This is a genomic window from Marinobacter sp., assembly GCF_014859525.1.
Taxonomy (GTDB): Bacteria; Pseudomonadota; Gammaproteobacteria; order Pseudomonadales; family Oleiphilaceae; genus Marinobacter.
This window is the reverse complement of record NZ_JACUUB010000027.1, coordinates 1-22,821: the sequence shown is the minus strand read 5'-3', so window position 1 is coordinate 22,821 and position 22,821 is coordinate 1. Positions and strand designations below refer to the sequence as shown.

Here is a 22,821-nt window from a genome sequence, read left to right as displayed (position 1 = left end):
CATTTGAGGGCTGGATTTATCCAGCCCTTTTTTTTTCTGAAAAAATACCTGTCACCTGAGCTTATTCACACTCAGATCTTGTTTGTGCTGGTAGACTCTTCTGGAAAAACAGGAGAGAGGCATGCCCCCCTATTTGCTCGCCATTGATCAGGGCACAACCAGTTCCCGGGCGATTGTTTTCGATTCCACAGGTACGCAAGTCGCCGTTGCCCAGCAGGAATTCCACCAGTACTTCCCCAAAGATGGCTGGGTTGAGCATGATGCCCTGGAAATCTGGGACAGCACTCTGTCTGTGTGCCGCGATGCTCTGGACAACGCGGCGATAACAGCCGATCAGTTGGCGGGCATTGGCATTACCAACCAGCGAGAAACCACCATCATCTGGGACCGTGCAACCGGTCAGCCCATTCATCACGCCATTGTCTGGCAGGACCGCCGAACAGCGTCGGTCTGCACCAAGTTGAAATCGGACGGTTATGAGGATCTGGTGGTTGAGCGTACCGGTTTGCTGATCGATCCCTATTTTTCAGCCACCAAGGTGGCGTGGCTACTCGATAATGTGGAAGGTGCCCGTAACCGCGCAGAGGCCGGTGAGCTGGCTTTTGGAACCGTCGATACCTGGTTGTTGTGGAATCTGACCAAAGGGCTGTCGCACTTTACCGATGCGACCAATGCCTCGCGTACGGCGTTATTCAATATTCACACTCAAAAATGGGACGACGACCTGTTGAGCTTGTTCCGGGTGCCCAGAGCCTTGTTGCCCGGCGTGTTGGACTGTGCTGATGACTACGGTTTGACAGACGCAGAATGGTTTGGCAGCCCGGTTAACGTTGCGGGTATCGCCGGTGACCAGCACGCAGCGCTGATTGGGCAGGCCTGTTTTGAGCCAGGTATGGCGAAGAGTACCTACGGTACCGGTTGTTTCCTGATGCTGAATACCGGTGACAAAGCGCTGCGTTCCGAAAATCGCTTGCTCACCACCATGGCCTATCGACTGAATGGTAAGCCATGCTATGCCATTGAGGGCAGCATCTTTGTGGCGGGGGCTGCCATGCAATGGTTGCGGGATGGTCTGCGGCTGATTACCCATGCCAGCGAGTCGTCGGGGCACGCAGAGACCGTAGGTGTCGATAACCCGGTTTACCTCGTGCCGGCGTTTACCGGCCTGGGGGCGCCTCATTGGGATCCGAATGCCCGGGGAGCGATTCTGGGGCTGACTCGCGATACGGGTATCGCTGAGATCGTGACTGCGGGCTTGCAATCCGTGTGTTATCAAACCAAAGACCTCGTTCGGGCTATCCGCAACGACGGTGCGCCGCTGGAGTCCCTGCGGGTGGATGGTGGTATGGCAGTGAACGACTGGGTAATGCAGTTTCTCGCGGATATACTCAATGTCACCGTCGATCGGCCAAGGGTAACCGAAACAACCGCGTTAGGCGCGGCTTACCTGGCAGGCATACAGACCGGTGTGTTTGAGAGTCTGGAGCAGATTTCGGGGTTGTGGGAGCGTGAGCGCCAATTCCAGCCAGACATGAAGCCTGCGCTCAGGGAGACGCTCTATGCTGGCTGGCTGGACGCTGTCGAGCGGGTCTGCAATAACTGAGCCGCGCTACCTAGCCGATGCGTTCGAAGGCGATCAGGTGATCGGCTTCAACGCGCACGGGCACATTTTCGCCCATGTTGAAATCAAGGTGGCTGCGAAACAGGGCTTCAAACTCGGTGTTCTCTGAGCAGCGGAAACGGTAAAGGGTAGAGGTGCCCGCGAAGGTCTTCTCCACCACTTTGGGCCTGAGCTCTGAATCCGGATCGTACACAATGTCATCGGGTCGAATCAGCACGTCCAGCAAAGTTCCGGGTTCCCATTTGTAGGCCCTGTTGCCATGGATAACGCCCAGTTCGGAGTCGATGGTGTCTGGTCCCAGCGCCGTGCCGGGGATAAATCCACCCTGGCCGATAAAACTGGCGACAAAGCGGTTGGCTGGTTCGTGGTAAAGGTTATACGGCACATCCCACTGCTGAAGACTGCCGTCTTTGAGTACGGCGACCTGGTCGCACATGGCGAAGGCTTCCTGCTGGTCGTGGGTGACCAGAATGGCGCTGATTCCCAGCGTTTTCAGAATGTCTCGCACATCGAGGCTCAGGCGTCGGCGAAGGTCGGTGTCCAGGTTCGAGAAGGGTTCATCCAGCAAGATCAGCGTGGGCTCGGGCGCCAGGGCCCGGGCCAGTGCCACGCGTTGCTGCTGACCGCCGGAGAGCTCATGGGGATAGCTGTCGGCAAGATCCTGCAAGTGCACGAGGTTGAGCAGTTCCATCACTTTAAGGCGACGGTCGGCCTTTTTCAGGGCATTCAAGCCAAACCCGACGTTGTCTGCGATGGACAGGTGGGGGAACAAGGCGTAATCCTGAAACACCATGCCGATCCGACGTTTCTCAGGAGCCAGGGTACGGCCAGGCAGGCTGATGGCCTGGGATTGCAGCTGAATTTCGCCCACATTTAACGGTAAAAAGCCGGCCAGTGCTCTGAGGATGGTGCTTTTACCGCAGCCGCTGGGGCCCAGTAGGCAGCCGATATCGCCATGGCTGAGTGCGAAATTGACATCTTTCACCACAGATTCGCCGCCGTAGCCGCACGACAGATTGTTCACTTCCAGCAGCCAGTCGGCTGCGGGCACCAGAGCTTCGGTCATCGATCAGTCCAGGCGGTTGAGGATGAGAAATTCAAGCAAGGCTTTCTGGGCATGAAGACGGTTTTCGGCCTCGTGCCAAACCACCGAGCCAGGGTGTTCCATCATATCAGCGGAAATTTCCTCGCCCCGATGCGCGGGCAGGCAATGCATAAACAGGGCATCTTTGGCTGCTACAGACATCAAGGCCGGGCTGATCTGGTAATTACGAAATACTTTTTCCCGTGCTTTTTGCTCGTCTTCCTGGCCCATGGAAGCCCAGACATCGGTAACCAGTAGGTTGGCATTACGGGCGGCCTCTTCAGGTTCCCGGACAACAGTGACCCGGTCGCTGTGTGTATTGAGCAGGGCTGAGTCGGGCTCGTAGCCTTCCGGGCAGGCGACGTTCAGGTGGAAGTCGAATTGTTGGGCGGCGTTGATGTAGGAATGGCACATATTGTTGCCGTCGCCGATCCAGGCGACCGTGGCACCGCGAATGCTGCCGCGATGTTCGCGAAAAGTTTGCATGTCTGCCAGTAATTGGCATGGGTGAAAGTCGTCGGTCAGCGCGTTGATGACCGGCTTGCTGGACGCGGCTGCAAATTTTTCTACGGTGGTATGGGCAAAGGTCCGGATCATCACCGCATCGACCATGCTGGAGATGACGATGGCCGAGTCTTCGATGGGCTCACCTCGACCAAGCTGAGTGTCACGGGGCGACAGAAACAAGGCTGCACCACCGAGCTGAGTCATGCCGGCCTCGAAGGATACCCGGGTGCGGGTTGATGATTTTTCAAAGATCATCGCGAGAACACGGTTTTTAAGAGAGTCTCGGGTTTTTCCCGCTCGCCACTCCTCACGAAGCCTGGATGCATGATCCAGGAGCTGCTCGAGCTCACTGGTTGTCATGTCGTTCAGTGTCAGAAAATGTCTCGCTGCCATGAAAGGCCCCTGTTTCAAGGAAACTGCAATACGGTTAGCATTTGAAAAAGGCATCAAGTCTAGCCCTTCGCACCCTTGAAAACAACGCCACCGGTGGCGCCGTTGCTCTGGGTCAAACAGACGGGCTTGGTGGGAAAACGCCCTCCCGTGTACAATAATGGGCAAATGCCGTGTGGCGGCAAACCTGACGTCAATCAGAGGTACCAGTTCATGGATATTAACGACACCATCAAGAGCCAACTCGAAGAAAATCCGGTTATTCTTTACATGAAGGGAACGCCCCAGGCACCCCAGTGTGGCTTTTCTTCCCGCACGGTTCAGGCCCTTATGGCATGCGGCGAGCGGTTTGCGTTTGTGAATATTCTGGACAACCAGGAGCTGCGTGACGCGCTTAAAGTCTACTCTAGCTGGCCGACCTACCCGCAGCTCTACATCGGCGGCGAACTGGTGGGTGGTTGTGACATCGTAATGGAGATGTCTGAAAACGGTGAGCTGGCCAAAGCGGTGAAAGACGCCGTTAAGCAAGCTGAGGCTTAACGCCAAGGCTATTGGCGCTTCGAGGTGAACACCAGTGTCACTTCGAAGCGGTCAGTCTTCTCTTCTTCCGGCTCCGGATAGGGGCTAGCCGCCAGCGCAGCCCGATACGCCGCTTCATCAATTCCTGGTAATCCTGTTGATTGCACTACCCGCGCTCTGGTCAGTGCGCCTTTGGGTAAAATTCTCAGTTCGAACTGCATGGTAACCGTCTCCTTTAGCCTGGAGATTGCCGGCACACGCTGATGTTCCAGGGTTTCTGCGAGGTGGGTGGCGAGCAAGATCAGGTAGGAGTCTTGTTCGGACGGTAAGTTGGTGATTGTCCGAATCATCCCTTGCGCATTCATTGCGTTGGGGGGGGGCAATGCAACCGTTGCTGCTGACTCTGGCATCAGCGTCAGGCAGTTTTGGTGCGCAGGTTGCCTACAACGGCATTCAATGCACGATCAATCAGAGCGCCCTGCTCAAGCATGGTCAGGCGCCCGCGACGCATTTCGTGGGCCAGCTCAATCCGCGTTTTTTCAATCACTTTCAGGCCCATGCGATTGACAAAGACAAAGCAGTCGGCCTCGTCGATGACGGCGGACAGCTTGCACCGGAAGCTTGCACCATTGACCAGTCGGAACTCCATCCAGCTGCCAACCTCAACCGCATCGAGTTTTGCCACATACTCGGCAACGGTGGCGTCTTCCAGTTCCTGCTGGCGTTCAATCGCAGTCTGGTGTGCTGTCGGCTCTTCTTCTTCGGCGTCTGTCGGGCTGTTCTGGCGTGCTTCGATGGCGGCATTGGTGCGGAAAGCCTCGGCCAGCTCGTGTTTCAGTTGCCCCATCATATGATCGAGCCGGGAAGCATTGTAGGAGACCTCCTCCAGCCCGGCCCGAAGCGATTTGAGAAGACCGGGTACCACACGAACCCACTGGTCGCGTTCTTCATCCTCTTCATGGGGGTGAAGGCTCCAGATCAGGTCATCCACAATTCGGGCAGTTTCCTGCCAGCGGTGTTCGGTGTCGTCACGCAGGTAGGCCAGAAACATGACCCGACTCCAGCCATTCATCAGAATGTCACGGACGGAGTCGGGCAGGTGGTATCGTGAAACCTTCTCTTTGAGTAGCCGGTCGACAGCTTCCTGAGCTTTCTGAGACTTGATCCGGCCACGTTCGGACTCGCGCGTACGTTGCTCCACGAGTGACGCTTTTCGGTTTTCCCGTTCCAGAAATTGCTCGAACTCCAGATTCAGAGACTCAAACAGCGCTACATCACCGTCGAATTCATTCAGAATCCGTTGCACCACGTTATGAATCTGGCTGTAAAGCTTGTCTCGGGTTTTTTCATCACTGCTGCTCCAGCCGATACCTGCCCGCGCCAGCGAGTTGAGCAATTTGCGGGCAGGGTGGTTCGCTTTGCTGAAAAAGCTTTTGTCTTTAATGACGACTTTCAAAATCGGGATCTGGAGCCGGCTGATCAGAACCTGGACTGGTGCTGACAGGTTGTAGTCGTCCAGAATGAACTCGAACAGCATCGACACCAGATTGATCAGGTCTTCATCGACCTCGTTGAGTGCTGGCTTGCGGCCATCCTGGCTTTCGGCTCGGGCGAGCAGCTGTTGCACAACCTGTTGTAGGTCGACATCGATTGGGATGCCGGTGCTCAGGTCGTCCGGATCGGTCAGGCTATCCTGGCTGGGCAGAGCGCTGAGCATATCGGCCAGCTCCCGACCACCAACGACCCTTAACGAGGGGTCAGCGCTGCGCGGTGGCGTGCCAGAGTTGGTGCGTTGCAGGGCCAGCATTTGTCGTATCTGATCAAAGATCGCAGTGTCTTCGGTTCGTTGTTCGTAGACAGAGCCTGCTGGGGTGCTGGCCCCGGAGGGCGACTCGGTGGCTGTCTTTTCAGGCGCTTTGCTGGTTTGCCCTGCCTTGCCGTGATACCGGAAATTTGGGATGACACCGGCCTGGATCAGGATTCGGTTGGCTTCGTCCAGGAGCATGCCGAGGTTGGAGACCACGTAGCGATCAAACTGTTTGAGAAGAATCAGTCGCTCCCGGATTTGTATCTCGAGCGCTTGAATGGCTTCGGTAAAGGCACTGCAGAGGTGCTCCGGAGCCATCGGGTTGACCGGAGAGTCTTCGGTGGCGTCGGGGTAAACTTCGGTAAATCTCGCCTGTAACTGCAGCAGCGGCCCCTGAAAATGAGCTTTTGCTTTGGTGGTCATGGCGTTGAGCGCAACTTGTTCTTCCAGGTCGTCGTCGCCTACCAGAGACAAAGTGTCGACACTGGCTTGAGTGGCAGGATCCTGAGGCTGCAGTTGCCCGGCGTGAGGCGGATTCGCAAAGAATTGGGCGACGGCGTTCTGAAAATGACGCTCCACACCTTTGCGTTTGATCCGGATCTCCCGCATCGCTTCGAAGTACCGGTTTTGCTCGTTGTTGCTGCGCGCGTTATTGGCCAGCTCGAAGAGTGAATCATCGACGGCATCAAAGGCGCCTTGCAGCAAATCTCCCAAACCCGCAACAACGGTGTCACGGATACGAGCTACCTCCGCAGGAACCGGCCGGTTACTGGCCGCCTCTCTGTGCTCTCGAAGGTAATGTATGCCGGACTGCTTGTTCATCGCCGACTCCTGTTTACGCCTCAACCGGATACATGACCGGGCCTGTTTATTCTAATGTAGATTATTGATCAAATTTAGCGCATTTTTGGTCCGATTAACATGACTAAACGCTAACCTGAGATAGCGTTCAAATAAACAGGCCTAATCAGCGGTCAGGTCAGGCGTGCTTCTGGCGATGGTCCCGTGCTGACAGTTGCCGTTTGCTGCGGTGTTTTGGGTGCACGATAGCGGCTTTGACCACGTTATCCTTTATTTGAAGGACTTCGATGCGATGACCCTCTATCTTTACGCACACGTTAGTTTCGGGGATATTTTCCAGGGTTTCTGTGATTAAGCCGTTCAGAGTTTTCGGGCCATCTGTCGGAAATTTCCAGCCAAGATTCTTGTTGATAGTTCTAACCGGTGCCCCTCCATCAATGATGTAAGTGCCATCGTCTTGCGGAATAATGTCTGGCGAGGTGGCGGAATAGTCGGTGGTGAATTCGCCGACAATCTCCTCAAGAATATCTTCCAGTGTTGCCAGGCCGAGGACGTCCCCATATTCATCCACGACGATACCAAAACGGCGGCGGCCCTTCTGGAATTTCAGAAGCTGTGTGTTCAGCGGTGTGCTTTCCGGTATGAAATAGGGCTCTTGGCTGAGTTGCATCAGCATGGCCTTGTTGATTTCTTCTTCCTGCAACAGTTTGGTTGCGCTTCTGAGGTGGAGGATGCCCTGAATGTTATTGATGTCACCCTTGTAGACAGGAAGCCGTGTGTGCTGACTGCTCCGCAGTTGCCGCAAAATGGTGTCGATGTCGTCTTCGAGGTCGATTCCGATGACCTCATTGCGAGGGATCATGATGTCATTCACGGTTACGTTCTCAAGATCCAGAATGCCCACCAACATATCTTTATGTTTGGCCGGAATCAGCGCGCCTGCTTCGTTGACGACGGTTCTCAGCTCTTCTCGGCTCAGGTGATCCTCGCTGGCCTGGGCGGCCGACACGCCAAGCAGTCGAAGGATGCCCGTGGTGAACAGATTGACGGCCCAAACCAGAGGGTATAACAGCTTTAATAATGGCCCAAGAACGTAACTTGCCGGGAAAGCAATCTTCTCAGGAAAAAGAGCTGCGAGGGTTTTTGGGGTCACTTCGGCAAAAATCAGGATGGTGATGGTGAGCAGGATGGCCGCAATGGCTATGCCGGCGTCGCCCCAGATCCGAATGGCGATAACGGTGGCAATGGATGAGGCAAAGATGTTGACGAAGTTGTTGCCGATCAGAATGACACCAATCAGCTGATCCGTTCTGTTGAGGAGTCTTTGGGCGCGGCGAGCGCCTTTGTGCCCGGTTTTCGCCATGTGCTTTAGGCGATACCGGTTAAGGGACATCATTCCTGTCTCGGAGCTTGAGAAAAAGCCGGACAGAATAATCAGGCCGACGAGCAGAATGAACAGCGCCGTAAGCGATGTTTCGTTCAAAAGAAAAGCCCTTATATTAACGACGAGTAAGGAAAATAGGGTGTGCCGGTTTCCGGTGTCAAGCTGTTCAGGCTAATTAGGCGCCTTTCTGAAAGATGAACTCAAGTACGAACTTGCTGCCGTAGAAAGCCAGCATAAGCAGGGCGCACCCTGCGAGCGTCCAGCGGCTGGCGGTTATCCCGCGCCAGCCTTTGATGTAGCGCCCCGCCAGAAGACCAATGAACACCAGTAATGACAGCAAGGAAAAAACCGTTTTGTGGGCTAGATCTTGAACAAACAGATCTTCGATAAACAGCGCGCCCGTTACGATGGCAAGAACCAGCAGAACAACCCCGGCCCACACCAGTTCGAATAACAGCGACTCCATGGTCTGTAATGGCGGCAGGTTGCGAACCAGCAGGCTGTTGTAATTGCGTTTGAGTTGGCGATTCTGGACGTAAAGCAGAATGGCCTGCAGGGCGGCGAGTGTAAACAGGCTGTATGCGGTTACGGACAGTGCAATGTGTGAGAGCATGCCGTAGCTTTGATCGGGTACCAGGCGAGACGGGGTGTGGGTGATCAGTGCCAATACGATGGTCAGCGCTGCAATCGGATAGACGGCGATGAACAGGCTGGAAACCGGTTTAGTGAGGTTCAGCCCTAGCAACAGGAAGACAACCAGCCAGGAGATCAGCACCGAGCTCTTGAAGAAGCTCAGGTCGAAGCCGCCATCCAGGTGAACGGTTTGGGCGATCAGCAAGCCATGCCCGACCAGTGCAAGCACACCAATCAGCGTGGTGATGGCCAGATTGCTCTGTACTCGCCCCCGGAAGTGCAATGCTTGCAGGGCAGTTCCAACGCTGTATAGAAAGAGTGCGATAACCGCGAGAATCAGCGTTCCCATGACATCCTTAATGTGTTGCCTTTAGTGAAAGCGGGCGCGGAGTTGTTCAGAGGCTCCGTAGTCTGGGTATAATGTCGCGATTATGCAACAGGAATCAAGCGGCCATCACTGGTAGCCTGATTTGTGTGAACAATTTATCCGGGGTACGGAAGAGCAACATGTTTGAGAATCTCCAGGACCGGCTATCCGGTAGCTTGCGCAAGATCTCGGGTCAGGCGCGCCTCACCGACGACAACATTAAGGAAACCTTGCGGGAAGTCCGCATGGCTCTGCTCGAGGCAGATGTGGCTCTGCCCGTGGTCAAGGACTTCATAGAAGGGGTTCGGCAGCGGGCAATTGGTCAGGAAGTTCAGCGTAGCCTGACCCCGGGCCAGGTGTTTGTGAAAGTTGTCCAGCAGGAGCTGGAGCGAGTGATGGGGGCGGGTAACGAGTCCCTGAATCTCTCCACTCGCCCTCCCGCCGTCATTATGATGGCGGGCTTGCAGGGTGCGGGTAAAACCACCACTGTGGCGAAGCTGTCGCGCTTCTTGAAAGAGCGGCACAAGAAATCGGTCTTGGTGGTGAGTGCCGATATCTACCGGCCGGCGGCGATCAAGCAGCTTGAAACTCTGGCCGGGGAAGTGGGTGTTGAGTTTTTCCCCAGCAGTATTGATCAGAATCCTGTCGACATCGCTAACGGAGCTATCGAGGCTGCGCGTCGCAAGCATATCGACGTGGTTATTCTGGACACCGCCGGCCGTCTGCACGTTGACGAGCAAATGATGGGAGAGATTGGGCTCCTGCACAAAGCGGTGAATCCGGTCGAAACGCTGTTCGTGGTTGACTCGATGACCGGCCAGGATGCCGCCAATACGGCCAAAGCGTTTAACGACGCGCTGCCGCTGACTGGTGTGGTACTGACCAAGACCGATGGCGATGCTCGCGGTGGTGCGGCCTTGTCTGTGCGCCACATAACGGGTAAGCCCATCAAGTTTCTGGGTGTGGGCGAGAAAACCGATGCTCTTGAGCCATTCCATCCGGACCGTGTGGCTTCTCGAATTCTTGGTATGGGGGATGTGCTTTCCCTTATAGAGGAAGCGGAGCGCAAGCTTGATCACAAAAAAGCCGAGAAGCTCACCAAAAAGATCAAGAAAGGTAAAGGGTTTGATCTGGAAGACTTCAGGGATCAGCTGCAGCAGATGAAGAACATGGGCGGTATCGGCGGCTTGCTCGATAAGCTGCCTGGCATGGGGCAAATGGCTCAGATGGCCCAGCAGCAGGTTAATGACAAGTCTGTGGGGCAGATGGAAGCGATCATTTGTTCGATGACGCCAAAGGAGCGCCGTTACCCGGATGTGATCAACAATTCACGCAAGCGGCGGATTGCGTCTGGCTCGGGCACTCAGATTCAGGATGTGAATCGTCTGCTCAAGCAGCATAAACAGATGCAAAAAATGATGAAAAAATTTGGCAAGAAAGGCGGAATGGCCAACATGATGCGTGGCCTTGGTGGTATGATGCCGCCCGGCGGCGGTGGAGGTGGTATGCCTCCGTTTGGCCGTATGTGAAATGCCTTACACATAAAATAGGGAAACCGAGCGTTTCCCTGTTTTCATTGGCGCTCTTTTGGCATAGAATAGCGCCCCTTTCGAGTATGGGTCTTCTCGCCGGCTGATTTCGGTCAGGTGAGAATCGTACAAAGTTCGTACAACAGAACAGGATATTGGTCGAAATGGTAACAATCCGTTTGGCTCGTGGCGGCTCTAAGAAGCGCCCGTTCTACCATCTGACAGTCACTGACAGCCGCAACTCCCGTGACGGCCGTTTCATTGAGCGTGTTGGCTTCTTCAATCCGATTGCTCGCGGACAGGAAGAGCGTCTTCGCGTCGATCGTGAACGCGTTGCGTTCTGGATGGGCCAAGGTGCCCAGGCAAGCGATCGCGTTGCACAGCTGCTCAAGACTGCTGAGTAATTGCACGCTACCACCGGGGTTTGACAGGCATGACACAGCATTCTTCGCAGGAAACTGTGATCGGCCAGATCACCTCGGTGTTTGGGGTTAAGGGTTGGCTTAAGGTCTTCTCTCACACAGACCCCAGAGAAGGGATACTCAATTACCGTGACTGGACTCTGGTTCTGGACGGTAAGCGTATCCCGGTAAAGCTTGAAGAGGGTCGTCGCCAAGGGCAGGGGATCGTCGTCAGGCTTAAAGGTCTTAATGATCGTGAGCTGGCTCGCACCTATAGCGGTGCAGAAATCAGGGTCCCGACAGAAGAACTGCCAGAGCTGCCCCCCGGGGAGTATTACTGGTATCAGCTGGAAGGTCTTGATGTGTTCACGATTGAAGATGAGCACCTGGGTAAGGTGCATCATCTGCTGGAAACGGGTGCCAACGATGTTCTGGTGGTACGCGCAACGCCGGACTCCATTGATCAGCGCGAACGTCTTATCCCTTATCTGCCGAATCAGGTTGTGATGAGTGTGGATTTGAGCAGCACGCGCATGGTGGTCGACTGGGATCCGGAGTACTGACGAGTGTGGATTGGCGCAGTCAGTCTGTTTCCGGACATGTTTTCTGCGGTGACAGATTATGGAATTACCGGCAGGGCCGCTCGCGAGGGTTTGTTGACCTTCAAAAGTTGGAACCCCCGGGACTTTACCCATGATCGTCACCGTACTGTTGATGACCGGCCCTATGGCGGCGGCCCCGGAATGCTGATGAAAATTCAGCCTCTCAGGGATGCAATCCATGCAGCTCGGGCATCGGCACCCGGCAAGGCCTGTGTGGTCTATCTTTCGCCTCAGGGTGAAAGACTGGATCAGTCGGTGGTGGAGTCTCTCGCTGCCGAGCAGCAGTTGATTCTTGTTGCCGGCCGTTATGAGGGCGTTGATGAACGCCTGATAGCGGCGGAAGTCGACCGGGAAGTGTCTCTGGGAGATTTTGTGCTCTCAGGTGGCGAGCTGGCGGCGATGGCCGTGATTGATGCGGTAACACGCCTCATCCCCGGAGCGCTGGGTCATGCGCAGTCGGCAGAGCAGGATTCCTTTGCTGATGGTTTGCTGGATTGTCCGCACTATACCCGGCCCGAGGTTTACGAAGGTCAGGCGGTGCCGGAAGTTCTCTTGGGCGGTCACCATGAACAGATCCGGCGTTGGCGATTGAAAGAATCGTTGAGGCGAACCCAGGAGCGACGTCCCGACCTGCTGGAACAGCGGGTGCTTGCGGAAGAAGAGCGTCAGCTTCTGGATGAAATTTTGAACGAACCGGGTGCCTCTGAATCATCAGGGCATTGAAAGATTAGGTATCAGGAGCATTACGATGAGCGGCAAGAACAACATCATCAGTCAGATTGAAACAGAACAGATGACCAAGGAAATCCCCGCGTTCGCGCCGGGTGACACCGTGGTTGTTCAGGTTCGCGTGACGGAAGGTAACCGTGAGCGTCTGCAGGCGTTCGAAGGCGTGGTTATTGGCAAGCGCAACCGTGGTATGAACTCTTCCTTCACTGTTCGTAAGATTTCTTACGGCGTGGGGGTTGAGCGTACGTTCCAGACCTTCTCCAAGCTGATCGACAGCCTGAGTGTGAAGCGTCGTGGCGACGTGCGCCAGGCCAAGCTCTACTACTTGCGCGATCTGTCTGGTAAGGCAGCCCGTATCAAGGAAAAGCTCGGCTGATCCCGGCCCGTCCGGATCAGTGCAAAAAAAGCAGCCTCTAGAGGCTGCTTTTTTTGTGGTTAAATGGCGCAAACAACGTTTAGTGAGGATGACCGTTGCCCAGAGCTGACGACGACCAGTTGATTGCCCGTTTTGGTGATGCCATCTGGCTTGAGGACGGCCTGGGTGAAAAAACGCGTCAGGCCTATGCCGGCGATTTGTACAGGCTGGCAGAATGGCTTGAGCAGCAAGCCGGGTCGCCTACGCTCCAGGCGGCCCGGCGCAGCGATTTGCTTGCCTGGGTTTCGCGAGGACTGGCTGAGGGTCTGAAGGCCAGTACCGCCGCTCGTCGGTTGTCTGGAATCCGTCGCTTTTATCGGTTTTTGTTGCGTGAGGGGGTGATAGCGGAAGACCCGACATTGCGAATCGACAGCCCACGCCTACCTAAGCGCCTGCCCGATACGCTAACTGAAGAAGATGTGGAGACCCTGCTCACTGAGCCTGATCCGGAGATCCCTCTGGAGCTAAGAGATCGGGCCATGCTGGAGATTCTGTACGGTTGTGGTTTGCGGGTATCGGAATTGACAGGCTTGACGGTGGATCAGGTTAACCTGCGCCAGGGCGTGGTGCGTATTTGCGGTAAAGGCGATAAAGAGCGGTTGGTGCCTTTGGGTGAAGAGGCTGTCGACTGGCTGATTCGTTATATGAAAGAAGCGCGCGGCGAACTGCTCAAAGGGAAAAGCAGTGATGCACTGTTTCCGGGAAATCGTGCGACCCCGATGACTCGCCAGACCTTCTGGCACAGAATCAAGCATTACACGACCAGGGCGGGTATTCACAAACACCTGTCGCCACACACCTTGCGTCATGCGTTTGCGACGCATTTGTTGAATCATGGGGCTGACTTGCGGGTGGTTCAGATGTTGTTGGGGCACTCAGACCTATCAACAACTCAGATATACACCCATGTGGCACGTCAACGGTTACAGGATCTTCATCAGGCCCACCACCCGCGGGGCTAATCTGATATGTTAGCGTGCTGAACTTTTGGTGTTCGGCAGTGTCGCATCAGAAGGTTTGCCGGGTCCGTATCAGAGCGATCTGGCCAGACAGGGGCGGGGCCCCGGAACTCAACTACACAGAAGGTAAGTTGCATCCATGAATCTTAAAATTGTCGCCGCAGTTGCCGGCTTGATGTTATCACTGGCCGGCGTGTCGGTTGTGAGTGCGGCCGAGACTGAAGATAGAATTGCCAAACAACTTATGGACGCCGTGCCCGGTCTGAACGTGACGTCGGTTCGTGAATCCGAGGCGACCGGGCTGTATGAAGTTCAGAGTAATAATGGCGACACCATCTACACGACCGCCGATGGCGTTTACCTGTTAACAGGCGATTTGTTGAAAATTACTGAAACCGGCATTGCCAACGTGTCGGAAGCATCCAGAGCCGGTCAGCGTAAACAGCAGATGGTGGCGTACGGAGCCAAAGGGATTATCTCTTACCCGGCCAAGGGCGAGCAGAAAGCGGTGATTGATGTCTTTACTGACATAGATTGCCCTTATTGCCGGAAGCTGCACGATGAAGTGCCAGAGCTCAACGAGTATGGCATTACCGTTAACTATTACGCATTTCCCCGTTCAGGCCCTGGCACACCGTCATTCCGGAAGTATGAGTCGGTTTGGTGTGCAGACGATCAGCGGGAAGCGATGGATGCCTCCAAGGCTGGCAGATCGGTTGCCCAGAAAAACTGCGACAACCCTGTGGAGGAGCAATTTCGTCTCGGTGGCCAGGTTGGTGTAACCGGTACGCCCGCTATTTTGCTTGAAGACGGTAATGTTATCAGAGGCTACGTTCCTGCCCGGAATCTCGCCGAAGGGCTAGGGATTCTGTAATTTGGCGCTGTGAGCCCGATGCTCCAGGCAACGATTGAACAGTGACCGATTCAGGGCTTATTCAGCGGGCCCCGAATCGGTATACTATGCCCCCATATTGCAATCCATCAGCACCCCATCGGGATCAGAGGTGAGAGCTTGAAAGACGTTAATGTCGGAATTTGCGGACTAGGAACCGTTGGCGGCGGTACATTCAATGTTCTTACTCGCAACGCTGCGATTATTGCCGGGCGTGCCGGCTGCAATATCCGGATTGCCCGGATTGCCAGTCGCCGTAGTCGGGACGATATCAAACTGGGCGATGTGCCGTTCAGCACCGACATTTTTGATGTGATCAATGATCCGCATATCGACATCGTTGTGGAACTGATCGGTGGTTACGATGCTGCCAAAGAATTGGTGCTGGCAGCGATTGCCAAAGGCAAGCATGTAGTGACGGCCAATAAGGCGTTGATCGCGGTACACGGTAATGAAATTTTTGAGGCCGCTGAAAAGGCCGGCGTTGTGGTTGCCTACGAAGCTGGCGTAGCCGGTGGCATTCCGGTAATCAAGGCCGTTCGTGAAGGCTTGGCGGCCAATCGTATCGACACCATTGCCGGTATTATTAACGGCACCGGCAACTACATTCTCACCGAGATGCGAGCTGGTCGGGAATTCGACGAAGTCCTGAAAGAAGCCCAGGCACTGGGGTACGCCGAAGCCGATCCAACCTTCGACGTCGAGGGCATTGATGCAGCCCACAAGCTTACTATTCTGGCGTCGGCCGGCATGGGCGTTCCTTTGCAGTTTGAGAAAGCCTACACCGAGGGCATCTCTACCCTGACGCCTAGCGACATCGCTCACGCCGAATTGCTGGGTTATCGGGTAAAGCACCTGGGTATTGCACGCCGTCGTGATGTTGGCATTGAGTTGCGCGTTCACCCGACACTGGTGCCAAAAACGCATCTGATTGCTCAGGTAGACGGCGTGTTAAACGCTGTGATGGTCGACGGCGATGCGGTTGGCCAGACCATGTATTACGGCCCGGGTGCCGGTGATGAGGCAACCGGCTCAGCCGTTGTTGCCGATATTGTCGATGTGGCCCGAGCGGTCGCCAGCAACAGCCAGCAGCGGGTGCCTTATCTGGGCTTCCGTCCAGAAGCTATGGACGATCTGCCGGTATTGTCGATGGAAGATGTTCAGTCCGCCTATTACCTGCGGATCCAGGCCTTTGACCACCCGGGCGTTCTGGCCAAAGTAGCATCGATCCTGAGCGAGCATGGCATCAATATTGAGTCGATCATGCAGAAAGAGTCCGAATTCAAGGATGGTCGTATCCCGGTTATCATCCTGACTCACACGGTTCAGGAGCGCCAGATGAACCTGGCCATAGAAGAAATGGAAGCCCTGGCCGATGTTGATGGCAAGGTTGTCCGCATTCGCGCAGAAAACTTTAACTGACAGGTACGCACGTGAGATACATCAGTACACGGGGCGACGCACCCGCTTTGGGCTTTGAGGACGTTCTGCTGACCGGTCTGGCGACCGACGGTGGTTTGTATGTGCCGGAATCGCTGCCGCATTTCAGCCTGGAAGAGATCCGCAGCTGGCGCGGCCTGCCATACGCCGAGCTGGCTTACAACGTCATGTATCCGTTTGTGGAGGATGCTATTCCGGCCGATGAGTTTCGCAAGATGCTGAGCGAAACCTACGGTGTGTTCAGCCATAAGGCCGTGGCCCCGCTGGTACAGATCGACAGCAACGAATGGGTGATGGAGTTATTCCGCGGTCCGACGCTGGCGTTCAAGGATTTTGCCCTGCAACTGCTGGGTCGCCTGCTCGACTATGTGCTGGAGAGGCGTAACCAGCATGTGGTGATCATGGGCGCGACCTCCGGTGACACCGGTTCGGCCGCGATCGAAGGCTGCCGCCGCTGCAAGCATGTGGATATCTTCATTCTGCACCCGTACCAGCGAGTGTCAGAAGTTCAGCGCCGACAGATGACTACGGTACAGGGTGACAACATCCATAACATCGCGGTCAAGGGCAACTTTGATGATTGCCAGCGCATGGTCAAGGAGAGCTTTGGCAACCAGTCTTTCCTGGGCGGCAAGACTCAGTTGGCCGCGGTGAACTCCATCAACTGGGCGCGGATCATGGCCCAGATTGTTTACTACTTTCAGGCATCGCTCTCTCTGGGCGGCCCGGACCGTAGTATGGCGTTTTCCGTGCCCACGGGTAACTTTGGCGATATTTTTGCCGGGTACCTCGCCAGGAAGATGGGACTGCCCATCAATCAGCTGGTGATCGCGACCAACCGTAACGATATCCTGCATCGCTTCATGAGCGGCAACAAGTATGAGCAGCATCAGCTTGAGCATACCTTGTCGCCGAGTATGGATATCATGGTGTCCAGTAACTTCGAGCGCCTGTTGTTCGACCTGCACGGTCGCGACGGAGCCGCCGTCAAAGAGCTGCTGGAAAACGCCTCCAGGGGCCCGGTCAGCATTGAGGATTATCGCTGGAAGCACGCGCGCAAGCTGTTTGATAGCGACGCGGTGGACGACAAAGCCACCTGCGATACCATCCGGGAGATTTTCGAGCAGAACGAGTACCTGCTGGACCCACACACCGCCATCGGTGTTCGTGCTGCCCGCAACTGCCGTCGGGATAACGCTGTACCGATGATTACCCTTGGCACGGCACATCCGGCCAAGTTCCCGGATGCCATCGTCGAATCTGGTCTCACCGTCAAGCCGGAGCTGCCGGCCCACATGGCGGATCTGTTCGAACGGGAAGAGCGGTACACGGTGTTGGAAAACAACCTGGCCGACGTGCAGGGTTTCCTGGCCAAGCACTGGAAGAACGCCTGACCCGGCATGACTCCAAAAAAGATCCTGCGTCGCCCCCAGCCCACTGAAAACCCGGGTTGGGGGCAAAATCTCCCGCCCATCCTTCGTCGGCTCTATGCTGCGCGGGGTGTATGCTCTGATGAGCAACTCCAGTACACCCTCAAATACCTGGCCTCGCCCATGCAGTTGCGCGGTATAGAGCGCGCTGTCGAGTTACTGGCAGAGGCAATCGCGCAAAAACAGCGGGTTATGGTGCTGGGTGATTTTGATGCCGATGGCGCTACCAGCACGGCGGTCGCCATGCTGGGCTTGTCCATGTTGGGCGTTGCCGCTATCGACTTTCGGGTGCCCAGTCGTTTCTCTGACGGTTATGGCCTGACGCCTGGCATTATTCATCGCTTGAAGGAAGACGGAGATTTGCCCGATCTTCTGGTGACGGTGGACAACGGCATCTCCGCGATTGAAGGTGTGCGTGCTGCTCGTGAGTTGGGTATTACAGTGGTTGTCACTGATCACCACTTGGCGGGTGAACAGCTGCCAGATGCCGATGCGATCGTAAACCCCAACCAGCCGGGCTGCCCGTTCCTGAGCAAAAACGCAGCGGGTGTGGGTGTCATGTTCTATGTGCTGACTGCCTTGCGAAAGCACCTGCGCGACAACAACCGATTGCCTGACCCCGAACCCAATCTGGGTACCCTGCTGGACTTGGTGGCTTTGGGAACCGTGGCAGACGTGGTGCCGCTGGATCACAACAACCGGATTTTTGTGGAGCAGGGCATACGCCGCATCCGCAAAGGTGAGGCCCGTCCCGGAATCCTGGCGTTGCTGGAAGTGGCCGGTCGTGACTACACCCAGATCAGTTCCACCGATCTCGGCTTTGTGGTCGGACCGCGCCTGAACGCCGCCGGCCGCCTGGATGATATGAGTATCGGCATTGCCTGTCTGCTGGCTGACAGTCATGACGAAGCCCTGCGTCTGGCCCGGGAACTGGACAGCTTCAATCGTGAACGCCGAACGATCGAAAAGGATATGAAGCACCAGGCCCAGGAGTTGCTGGCATCCATGTCTCTGGACATCGAAGGCCTGCCCTGGGGGTTGGCGCTTTTTGATCAGGACTGGCACCAGGGCGTTATCGGCATACTGGCTGCGAGAATTCGCGAACAGACTCATCGTCCGACCATCGCGTTTGCGCCAGACGATGATGGTCAGCACCTCAAAGGTTCCGCCCGGTCCATCCCCGGACTGCACATCCGTGATGCTTTGGCGGTGGTGGATGCCAAGAATCCGGGCCTGATGAAAAAATACGGTGGCCACGCCATGGCCGCCGGCATGACCATCGCCCGGGATGATCTGGAGAATTTCAGCAGTGCCTTTGATCATGCCGTTCGGGACACCCTGAAACCGGAAGATCTGGAAGCCGCGATCATGACCGACGGGCCCCTTGCCCCGGAAGAGTTGAATCTCGATACCGCCTACCAGCTCAGGCGCGGAGGCCCCTGGGGCCAGCACTTTCCGGAGCCGGTGTTTGATGGTGAATTCCGGGTGGTCAGCCAGCGAGTGGTGGGTGAGAATCATCTGAAACTGGTGCTGCAGCCGGTCGAGGGCGGAGGCATTATTGACGGTATTGCCTTTAATACCGGGCCGGAAGTGCCGGACTATACGCGGAGTGGCGCGCGGCTGGTGTATAAGCCGGACGCCAATACTTTTCGTGGGCGGACCAATTTGCAGCTTCTTGTGGATTATCTGGAGCCGCTGGACTGATTCCGTTTTTGGAGATTGGCTCAGCAGAAGGGTGGGGTCTGACCCCAAGGGGTCAGACCCCTTTGTATCCGTTGAATGCTGAAGACTCTGTACATTCCGTCTGCTGATTTAACGCACAAATTCCGGTAGAATCCGCCCTCTGTTTTTATCGCATCATTTTCCAAAAGCGAGACAAGGTTTCATGGAAATTAATCCCATAGTGATGAAGATCAAAGAGCTTCGCGAGCGCACTGAAGCGCTGAGGGGGTATCTTTGACTACGATCAGCGTAGTGAGCGTCTGGTCGAAGTAGAGCGTGAACTTGAGATGCCCAAAGTGTGGGACGACCCCGAGCGGGCCCAGGCATTGGGCAAAGAACGTTCGGATCTTGAGCTGATCGTCAAAACCATCGACAACCTGACCAGCGGCCTGAGCGATGCCGAAGGCCTGCTCGATATGGCAATCGAAGAAGACGACGAAGGCACAGTCGCAGAAATCGTGGCCGATATCGAGAACCTCGATAAAGAGCTCGAAAAACTCGAATTTCGCCGCATGTTCTCCGGTGAAATGGACGCTAACAACGCCTACGTGGATATTCAGGCCGGCTCCGGTGGTACCGAAGCCCAGGACTGGGCCAACATGCTGCTGCGTATGTACCTGCGCTGGGCCGAGCGTCGCGGCTTCAAAGCCGAGATCATCGAGCTGCAGGAAGGAGAAGTGGCCGGTATCAAGAGTGCCACCATTCACGTCCAGGGCGATTATGCTTACGGCTGGCTGCGAACCGAAACCGGCGTACACCGCCTGGTGCGTAAATCCCCGTTCGATTCCGGCAACCGTCGCCATACATCCTTCTCTTCCTTGTTTGTATCTCCGGAAGTTGACGACAGTTTCGAGATTGAAATCAACCCGGCTGATCTGCGGGTCGACGTATACCGCGCTTCCGGTGCCGGTGGTCAGCACGTTAACCGGACCGAATCTGCAGTCCGGTTGACCCACAACCCCACGGGTATTGTGGTGGCTTGTCAGGCCGGCCGAAGCCAGCACCAGAACAAAGATTTCGCTATGAAGCAGCTCAAGGCGAAACTGTTTGAGCTGGAAATGCAGAAACGTAACGAAGAGAAGCAGAAAGCCGAAGATGCCAAGTCCGACATCGGCTGGGGTAGCCAGATCCGCTCCTACGTGCTGGATGACAGCCGTATCAAGGACCTGCGCACCAAGGTGGAAACCAGCAACACCCAGTCGGTGTTGGATGGCGACATCGACAAGTTTATTGAAGCCAGTCTGAAGATGGCGCTGTAGTCAGCGCCATACTAACCGATCCGGACATCCCCGACTTCTAGTGAGCCAACATGACTGAACATACCCAGAACGCCGCACAGCCCGAGGACAACAAGTTGATTGCCGAGCGCCGCGCCAAACTGGCGAGCCTGCGCGAACAAGGCAATCCGTTCCCGAACGATTTCCGCCGTGATGCAACCGCTGCCGAGTTGCAAGAAAAATACGGTGATAACTCCAAGGAAGAGCTCGAGGCGATGGGCATCGAGGTGGCCATTGCCGGTCGCATGATGCTCGACCGAAAAGCGTTCAAAGTGGTTCAGGACATGACTGGCCGCATCCAGATCTACGCTCCTAAAGAGGTCCAGAAAGACACCAGGCACTGGGATCTGGGCGACATCGTGGGCGTACGTGGCATCCTGTGCAAGTCCGGCAAGGGCGACCTCTACGTGTCTATGGATGAGTACACACTGCTCACCAAGTCACTGCGACCGCTGCCGGAGAAGCACAAAGGCCTGACCGACACCGAGGCGCGCTACCGTCACCGGTATGTTGACCTGATGGTGAACGAAGACAGCCGCCGGGTGTTCCACGCCCGCTCCAAGATCATCAACGTGATGCGCCAGTACTTCACCGATCGCGACTTCATGGAGGTGGAAACCCCCATGCTGCAGGTGATCCCCGGTGGTGCCACCGCCCGGCCCTTTGTAACTCATCACAACGCCCTGGGCATCGACATGTATCTGCGCATTGCGCCGGAGCTGTTCCTCAAGCGCCTGGTGGTCGGCGGCTTTGAGCGGGTGTTCGAAATCAACCGTAACTTCCGCAACGAAGGGTTATCTACCCGGCACAATCCCGAATTCACCATGGTTGAGTTCTATCAGGCGTATGCCGATTACAATGACCTGATGGACCTGACTGAAGACATGCTGCGCACCATCACACAGAAGGTGCTGGGTACCACCACGGTGATCAACACCCGTTCACTCAAAGATGGCAGTGAAGAAACCATCGAATACGATTTCGGTAAACCGTTTGAGCGCCTGACTGTGGTAGATGCTATTTTGCGCTACAACCCGGACATCAGCCGCGAATCGTTGGCGGATTATGACAGCGCGCGTGAGGTGGCCAAGAGCCTGGGTATTCATATTAAAAACACCTGGGGTCTGGGCAAGATACAGATCGAAATCTTTGAAGCCAGCGCCGAGCATCGCCTGATGCAGCCGACTTTCATCACCGAATACCCGAAAGAGATCTCGCCGCTGGCCCGTTGTAAAGACAGCGATCCGTTCGTCACCGAGCGCTTCGAGTTTTTTGTCGGAGGCCGCGAAATTGCCAATGGCTTCTCCGAGCTCAACGACGCTGAAGACCAGGCCGAGCGCTTCCAGGCCCAGGTCGCCGAGAAAGACGCCGGTGATGACGAAGCCATGTTCTACGACGAAGACTACGTGATGGCGCTGGAATACGGCTTGCCACCGACCGCTGGCGAAGGCATTGGCATCGACCGCCTGGCCATGCTCTTGACCAACTCTCAGTCCATCCGTGACGTTATCCTGTTCCCGGCCATGCGCCCGGAGCACAAGGCCGAACACAAACAGGAAAGCGAGTAAGCCCATGCATCCCGCCGAGGCACTGGCTCAACAACTGAAGCCCGGCCACGGCTGGGATGAGTGGCTGACGAACGAGTTCCGCCAGCCCTACATGCGGCAATTGGCAGAATTCCTGGCCGCCGAAGAACAAGCGGGCAAAGTGCTGTTCCCGGAGCAGAGACACTGCTTCAACGCCCTCAACAGTACCCCCCTGGACCAGGTCAAAGTAGTGATTCTGGGCCAGGACCCATACCACGGCCCCGGCCAGGCCCACGGCCTGTGCTTCTCCGTTCGCCCCGGCGTGCCAACACCTCCCTCCCTGGTCAACATCTTCAAAGAGATCCAGCAAGACCTCGGCATAACCCCGCCCGATCACGGCTGCCTGCAGTCCTGGGCAGAGCAGGGCGTGCTGCTGTTGAATGCAGTGCTTACCGTCGAGCAAAGCAATGCCGGGGCCCACCAGAACAAAGGCTGGGAAATCTTTACCGACAAAGTCATCGAGACCGTCAACCGGGAACGGGACGGTGTGGTGTTCCTGCTCTGGGGCAGTTACGCCAGGAAAAAAGGCCGACACATCGACCGCAACCGCCATCTGGTTCTGGAGGGCCCGCACCCATCGCCGCTGAGTGCTTATCGAGGTTTTTTCGGTTGTCGCCATTTCTCAAAAGCAAATCAGTGGCTGGAACAACAGGAAAGGGCGCCCGTGAGCTGGATGTTGCCGAGTCAGTCTGAACTGATCGAACGATACAAAAGGGTTGCCGGCGG

The 22,821-nt window shown here is 55.9% G+C and carries 21 protein-coding genes; 15 read left to right on the top strand and 6 right to left on the bottom strand.

Annotation, left to right across the window (positions count from 1 at the left end):
- The first annotated feature begins 121 nt into the window (after positions 1–121).
- Positions 122–1,603 (top strand): glycerol kinase GlpK, encoded by a 1,482-nt coding sequence (gene glpK, locus IBX51_RS07750; RefSeq protein WP_291830434.1) that lies wholly within the window; start codon positions 122–124, stop codon positions 1,601–1,603.
- A gap of 10 nt (positions 1,604–1,613) precedes the next feature.
- Here glpK and IBX51_RS07745 read toward each other — a convergent pair whose 3' ends face one another.
- Both IBX51_RS07745 and argF read right to left on the bottom strand, forming a co-directional pair.
- The gene (locus IBX51_RS07745; RefSeq protein WP_291830432.1) at positions 1,614–2,687 is read right to left on the bottom strand and encodes an ABC transporter ATP-binding protein; all 1,074 of its coding nucleotides are present in this window, start codon (positions 2,685–2,687) and stop codon (positions 1,614–1,616) included.
- 3 nt (positions 2,688–2,690) lie between these two features.
- Positions 2,691–3,605: an ornithine carbamoyltransferase gene (gene argF / locus IBX51_RS07740; protein WP_291830430.1), complete on the bottom strand. Its 915-nt coding sequence runs from the start codon at positions 3,603–3,605 to the stop codon at positions 2,691–2,693.
- Between the two features lie 210 nt (positions 3,606–3,815).
- Between argF and grxD the strand changes: the two genes are divergently transcribed.
- Positions 3,816–4,142 (top strand): Grx4 family monothiol glutaredoxin, encoded by a 327-nt coding sequence (gene grxD / locus IBX51_RS07735; protein ID WP_291830429.1) that lies wholly within the window; start codon positions 3,816–3,818, stop codon positions 4,140–4,142.
- An 8-nt stretch (positions 4,143–4,150) separates the two neighbouring features.
- Here the strand turns inward: grxD and IBX51_RS07730 are convergent, their stop codons facing one another.
- The 4 genes from IBX51_RS07730 to IBX51_RS07715 all read right to left on the bottom strand — a co-directional run bounded on the left by IBX51_RS07730 (position 4,151) and on the right by IBX51_RS07715 (position 9,095).
- A complete protein-coding gene (locus tag IBX51_RS07730) occupies positions 4,151–4,471 on the bottom strand; it encodes a TonB family protein (RefSeq protein WP_291830427.1) in 321 nt (106 codons plus the stop codon).
- A gap of 65 nt (positions 4,472–4,536) precedes the next feature.
- Complete coding sequence (locus IBX51_RS07725) at positions 4,537–6,750, bottom strand: DUF1631 domain-containing protein (protein ID WP_291830425.1); 2,214 nt, start codon at positions 6,748–6,750, stop codon at positions 4,537–4,539.
- Positions 6,751–6,907: 157 nt separating this feature from the next.
- Entirely contained in the window at positions 6,908–8,212 is a 1,305-nt protein-coding gene (locus IBX51_RS07720) for an HlyC/CorC family transporter (RefSeq protein WP_291830423.1), read from the bottom strand.
- 76 nt (positions 8,213–8,288) lie between these two features.
- Complete coding sequence (locus IBX51_RS07715; protein WP_291830421.1) at positions 8,289–9,095, bottom strand: inner membrane protein YpjD; 807 nt, start codon at positions 9,093–9,095, stop codon at positions 8,289–8,291.
- A gap of 158 nt (positions 9,096–9,253) precedes the next feature.
- On the opposite strand from IBX51_RS07715, the gene ffh reads away from it, so the two are divergent.
- From ffh to ung, 13 genes are all read left to right on the top strand, one after another.
- The gene (gene ffh / locus IBX51_RS07710; RefSeq protein WP_291830419.1) at positions 9,254–10,642 is read left to right on the top strand and encodes a signal recognition particle protein; all 1,389 of its coding nucleotides are present in this window, start codon (positions 9,254–9,256) and stop codon (positions 10,640–10,642) included.
- Positions 10,643–10,806: 164 nt separating this feature from the next.
- Positions 10,807–11,046: a 30S ribosomal protein S16 gene (rpsP, locus tag IBX51_RS07705; RefSeq protein WP_291830417.1), complete on the top strand. Its 240-nt coding sequence runs from the start codon at positions 10,807–10,809 to the stop codon at positions 11,044–11,046.
- Positions 11,047–11,075: 29 nt separating this feature from the next.
- Positions 11,076–11,606, top strand: coding sequence for a ribosome maturation factor RimM (rimM, locus tag IBX51_RS07700; protein WP_291830416.1), 531 nt, complete (start codon positions 11,076–11,078; stop codon positions 11,604–11,606).
- Between the two features lie 3 nt (positions 11,607–11,609).
- The gene (gene trmD, locus IBX51_RS07695) at positions 11,610–12,368 is read left to right on the top strand and encodes a tRNA (guanosine(37)-N1)-methyltransferase TrmD (protein WP_291830413.1); all 759 of its coding nucleotides are present in this window, start codon (positions 11,610–11,612) and stop codon (positions 12,366–12,368) included.
- A gap of 25 nt (positions 12,369–12,393) precedes the next feature.
- Positions 12,394–12,750 (top strand): 50S ribosomal protein L19, encoded by a 357-nt coding sequence (gene rplS / locus IBX51_RS07690; RefSeq protein WP_291830411.1) that lies wholly within the window; start codon positions 12,394–12,396, stop codon positions 12,748–12,750.
- A 95-nt stretch (positions 12,751–12,845) separates the two neighbouring features.
- Complete coding sequence (gene xerD / locus IBX51_RS07685) at positions 12,846–13,751, top strand: site-specific tyrosine recombinase XerD (protein WP_291830409.1); 906 nt, start codon at positions 12,846–12,848, stop codon at positions 13,749–13,751.
- A gap of 136 nt (positions 13,752–13,887) precedes the next feature.
- Entirely contained in the window at positions 13,888–14,622 is a 735-nt protein-coding gene (locus IBX51_RS07680; RefSeq protein WP_291830407.1) for a thioredoxin fold domain-containing protein, read from the top strand.
- Positions 14,623–14,760: 138 nt separating this feature from the next.
- Positions 14,761–16,062, top strand: a complete 1,302-nt coding sequence (locus IBX51_RS07675) for a homoserine dehydrogenase (protein ID WP_291830404.1) — start codon at positions 14,761–14,763, stop codon at positions 16,060–16,062.
- Positions 16,063–16,073: 11 nt separating this feature from the next.
- Positions 16,074–17,474, top strand: coding sequence for a threonine synthase (gene thrC / locus IBX51_RS07670; RefSeq protein ID WP_291830402.1), 1,401 nt, complete (start codon positions 16,074–16,076; stop codon positions 17,472–17,474).
- 6 nt (positions 17,475–17,480) lie between these two features.
- Positions 17,481–19,214 (top strand): single-stranded-DNA-specific exonuclease RecJ, encoded by a 1,734-nt coding sequence (gene recJ, locus IBX51_RS07665; protein ID WP_291830399.1) that lies wholly within the window; start codon positions 17,481–17,483, stop codon positions 19,212–19,214.
- Positions 19,215–19,395: 181 nt separating this feature from the next.
- A protein-coding gene (prfB, locus tag IBX51_RS07660) for a peptide chain release factor 2 (protein ID WP_291830395.1) occupies positions 19,396–20,491 on the top strand; the annotation gives its coding sequence in 2 pieces (ribosomal slippage) (positions 19,396–19,467 and positions 19,469–20,491; 1,095 coding nt in all).
- Positions 20,492–20,541: 50 nt separating this feature from the next.
- Positions 20,542–22,077 carry a lysine--tRNA ligase gene (lysS, locus tag IBX51_RS07655; protein WP_291830393.1) on the top strand — a complete coding sequence of 512 codons (1,536 nt, stop codon included), beginning with the start codon at positions 20,542–20,544 and terminating at the stop codon, positions 22,075–22,077.
- 4 nt (positions 22,078–22,081) lie between these two features.
- The coding region (ung, locus tag IBX51_RS07650; RefSeq protein ID WP_291830391.1) for a uracil-DNA glycosylase at positions 22,082–22,821 on the top strand (740 nt) is incomplete at its 3' end.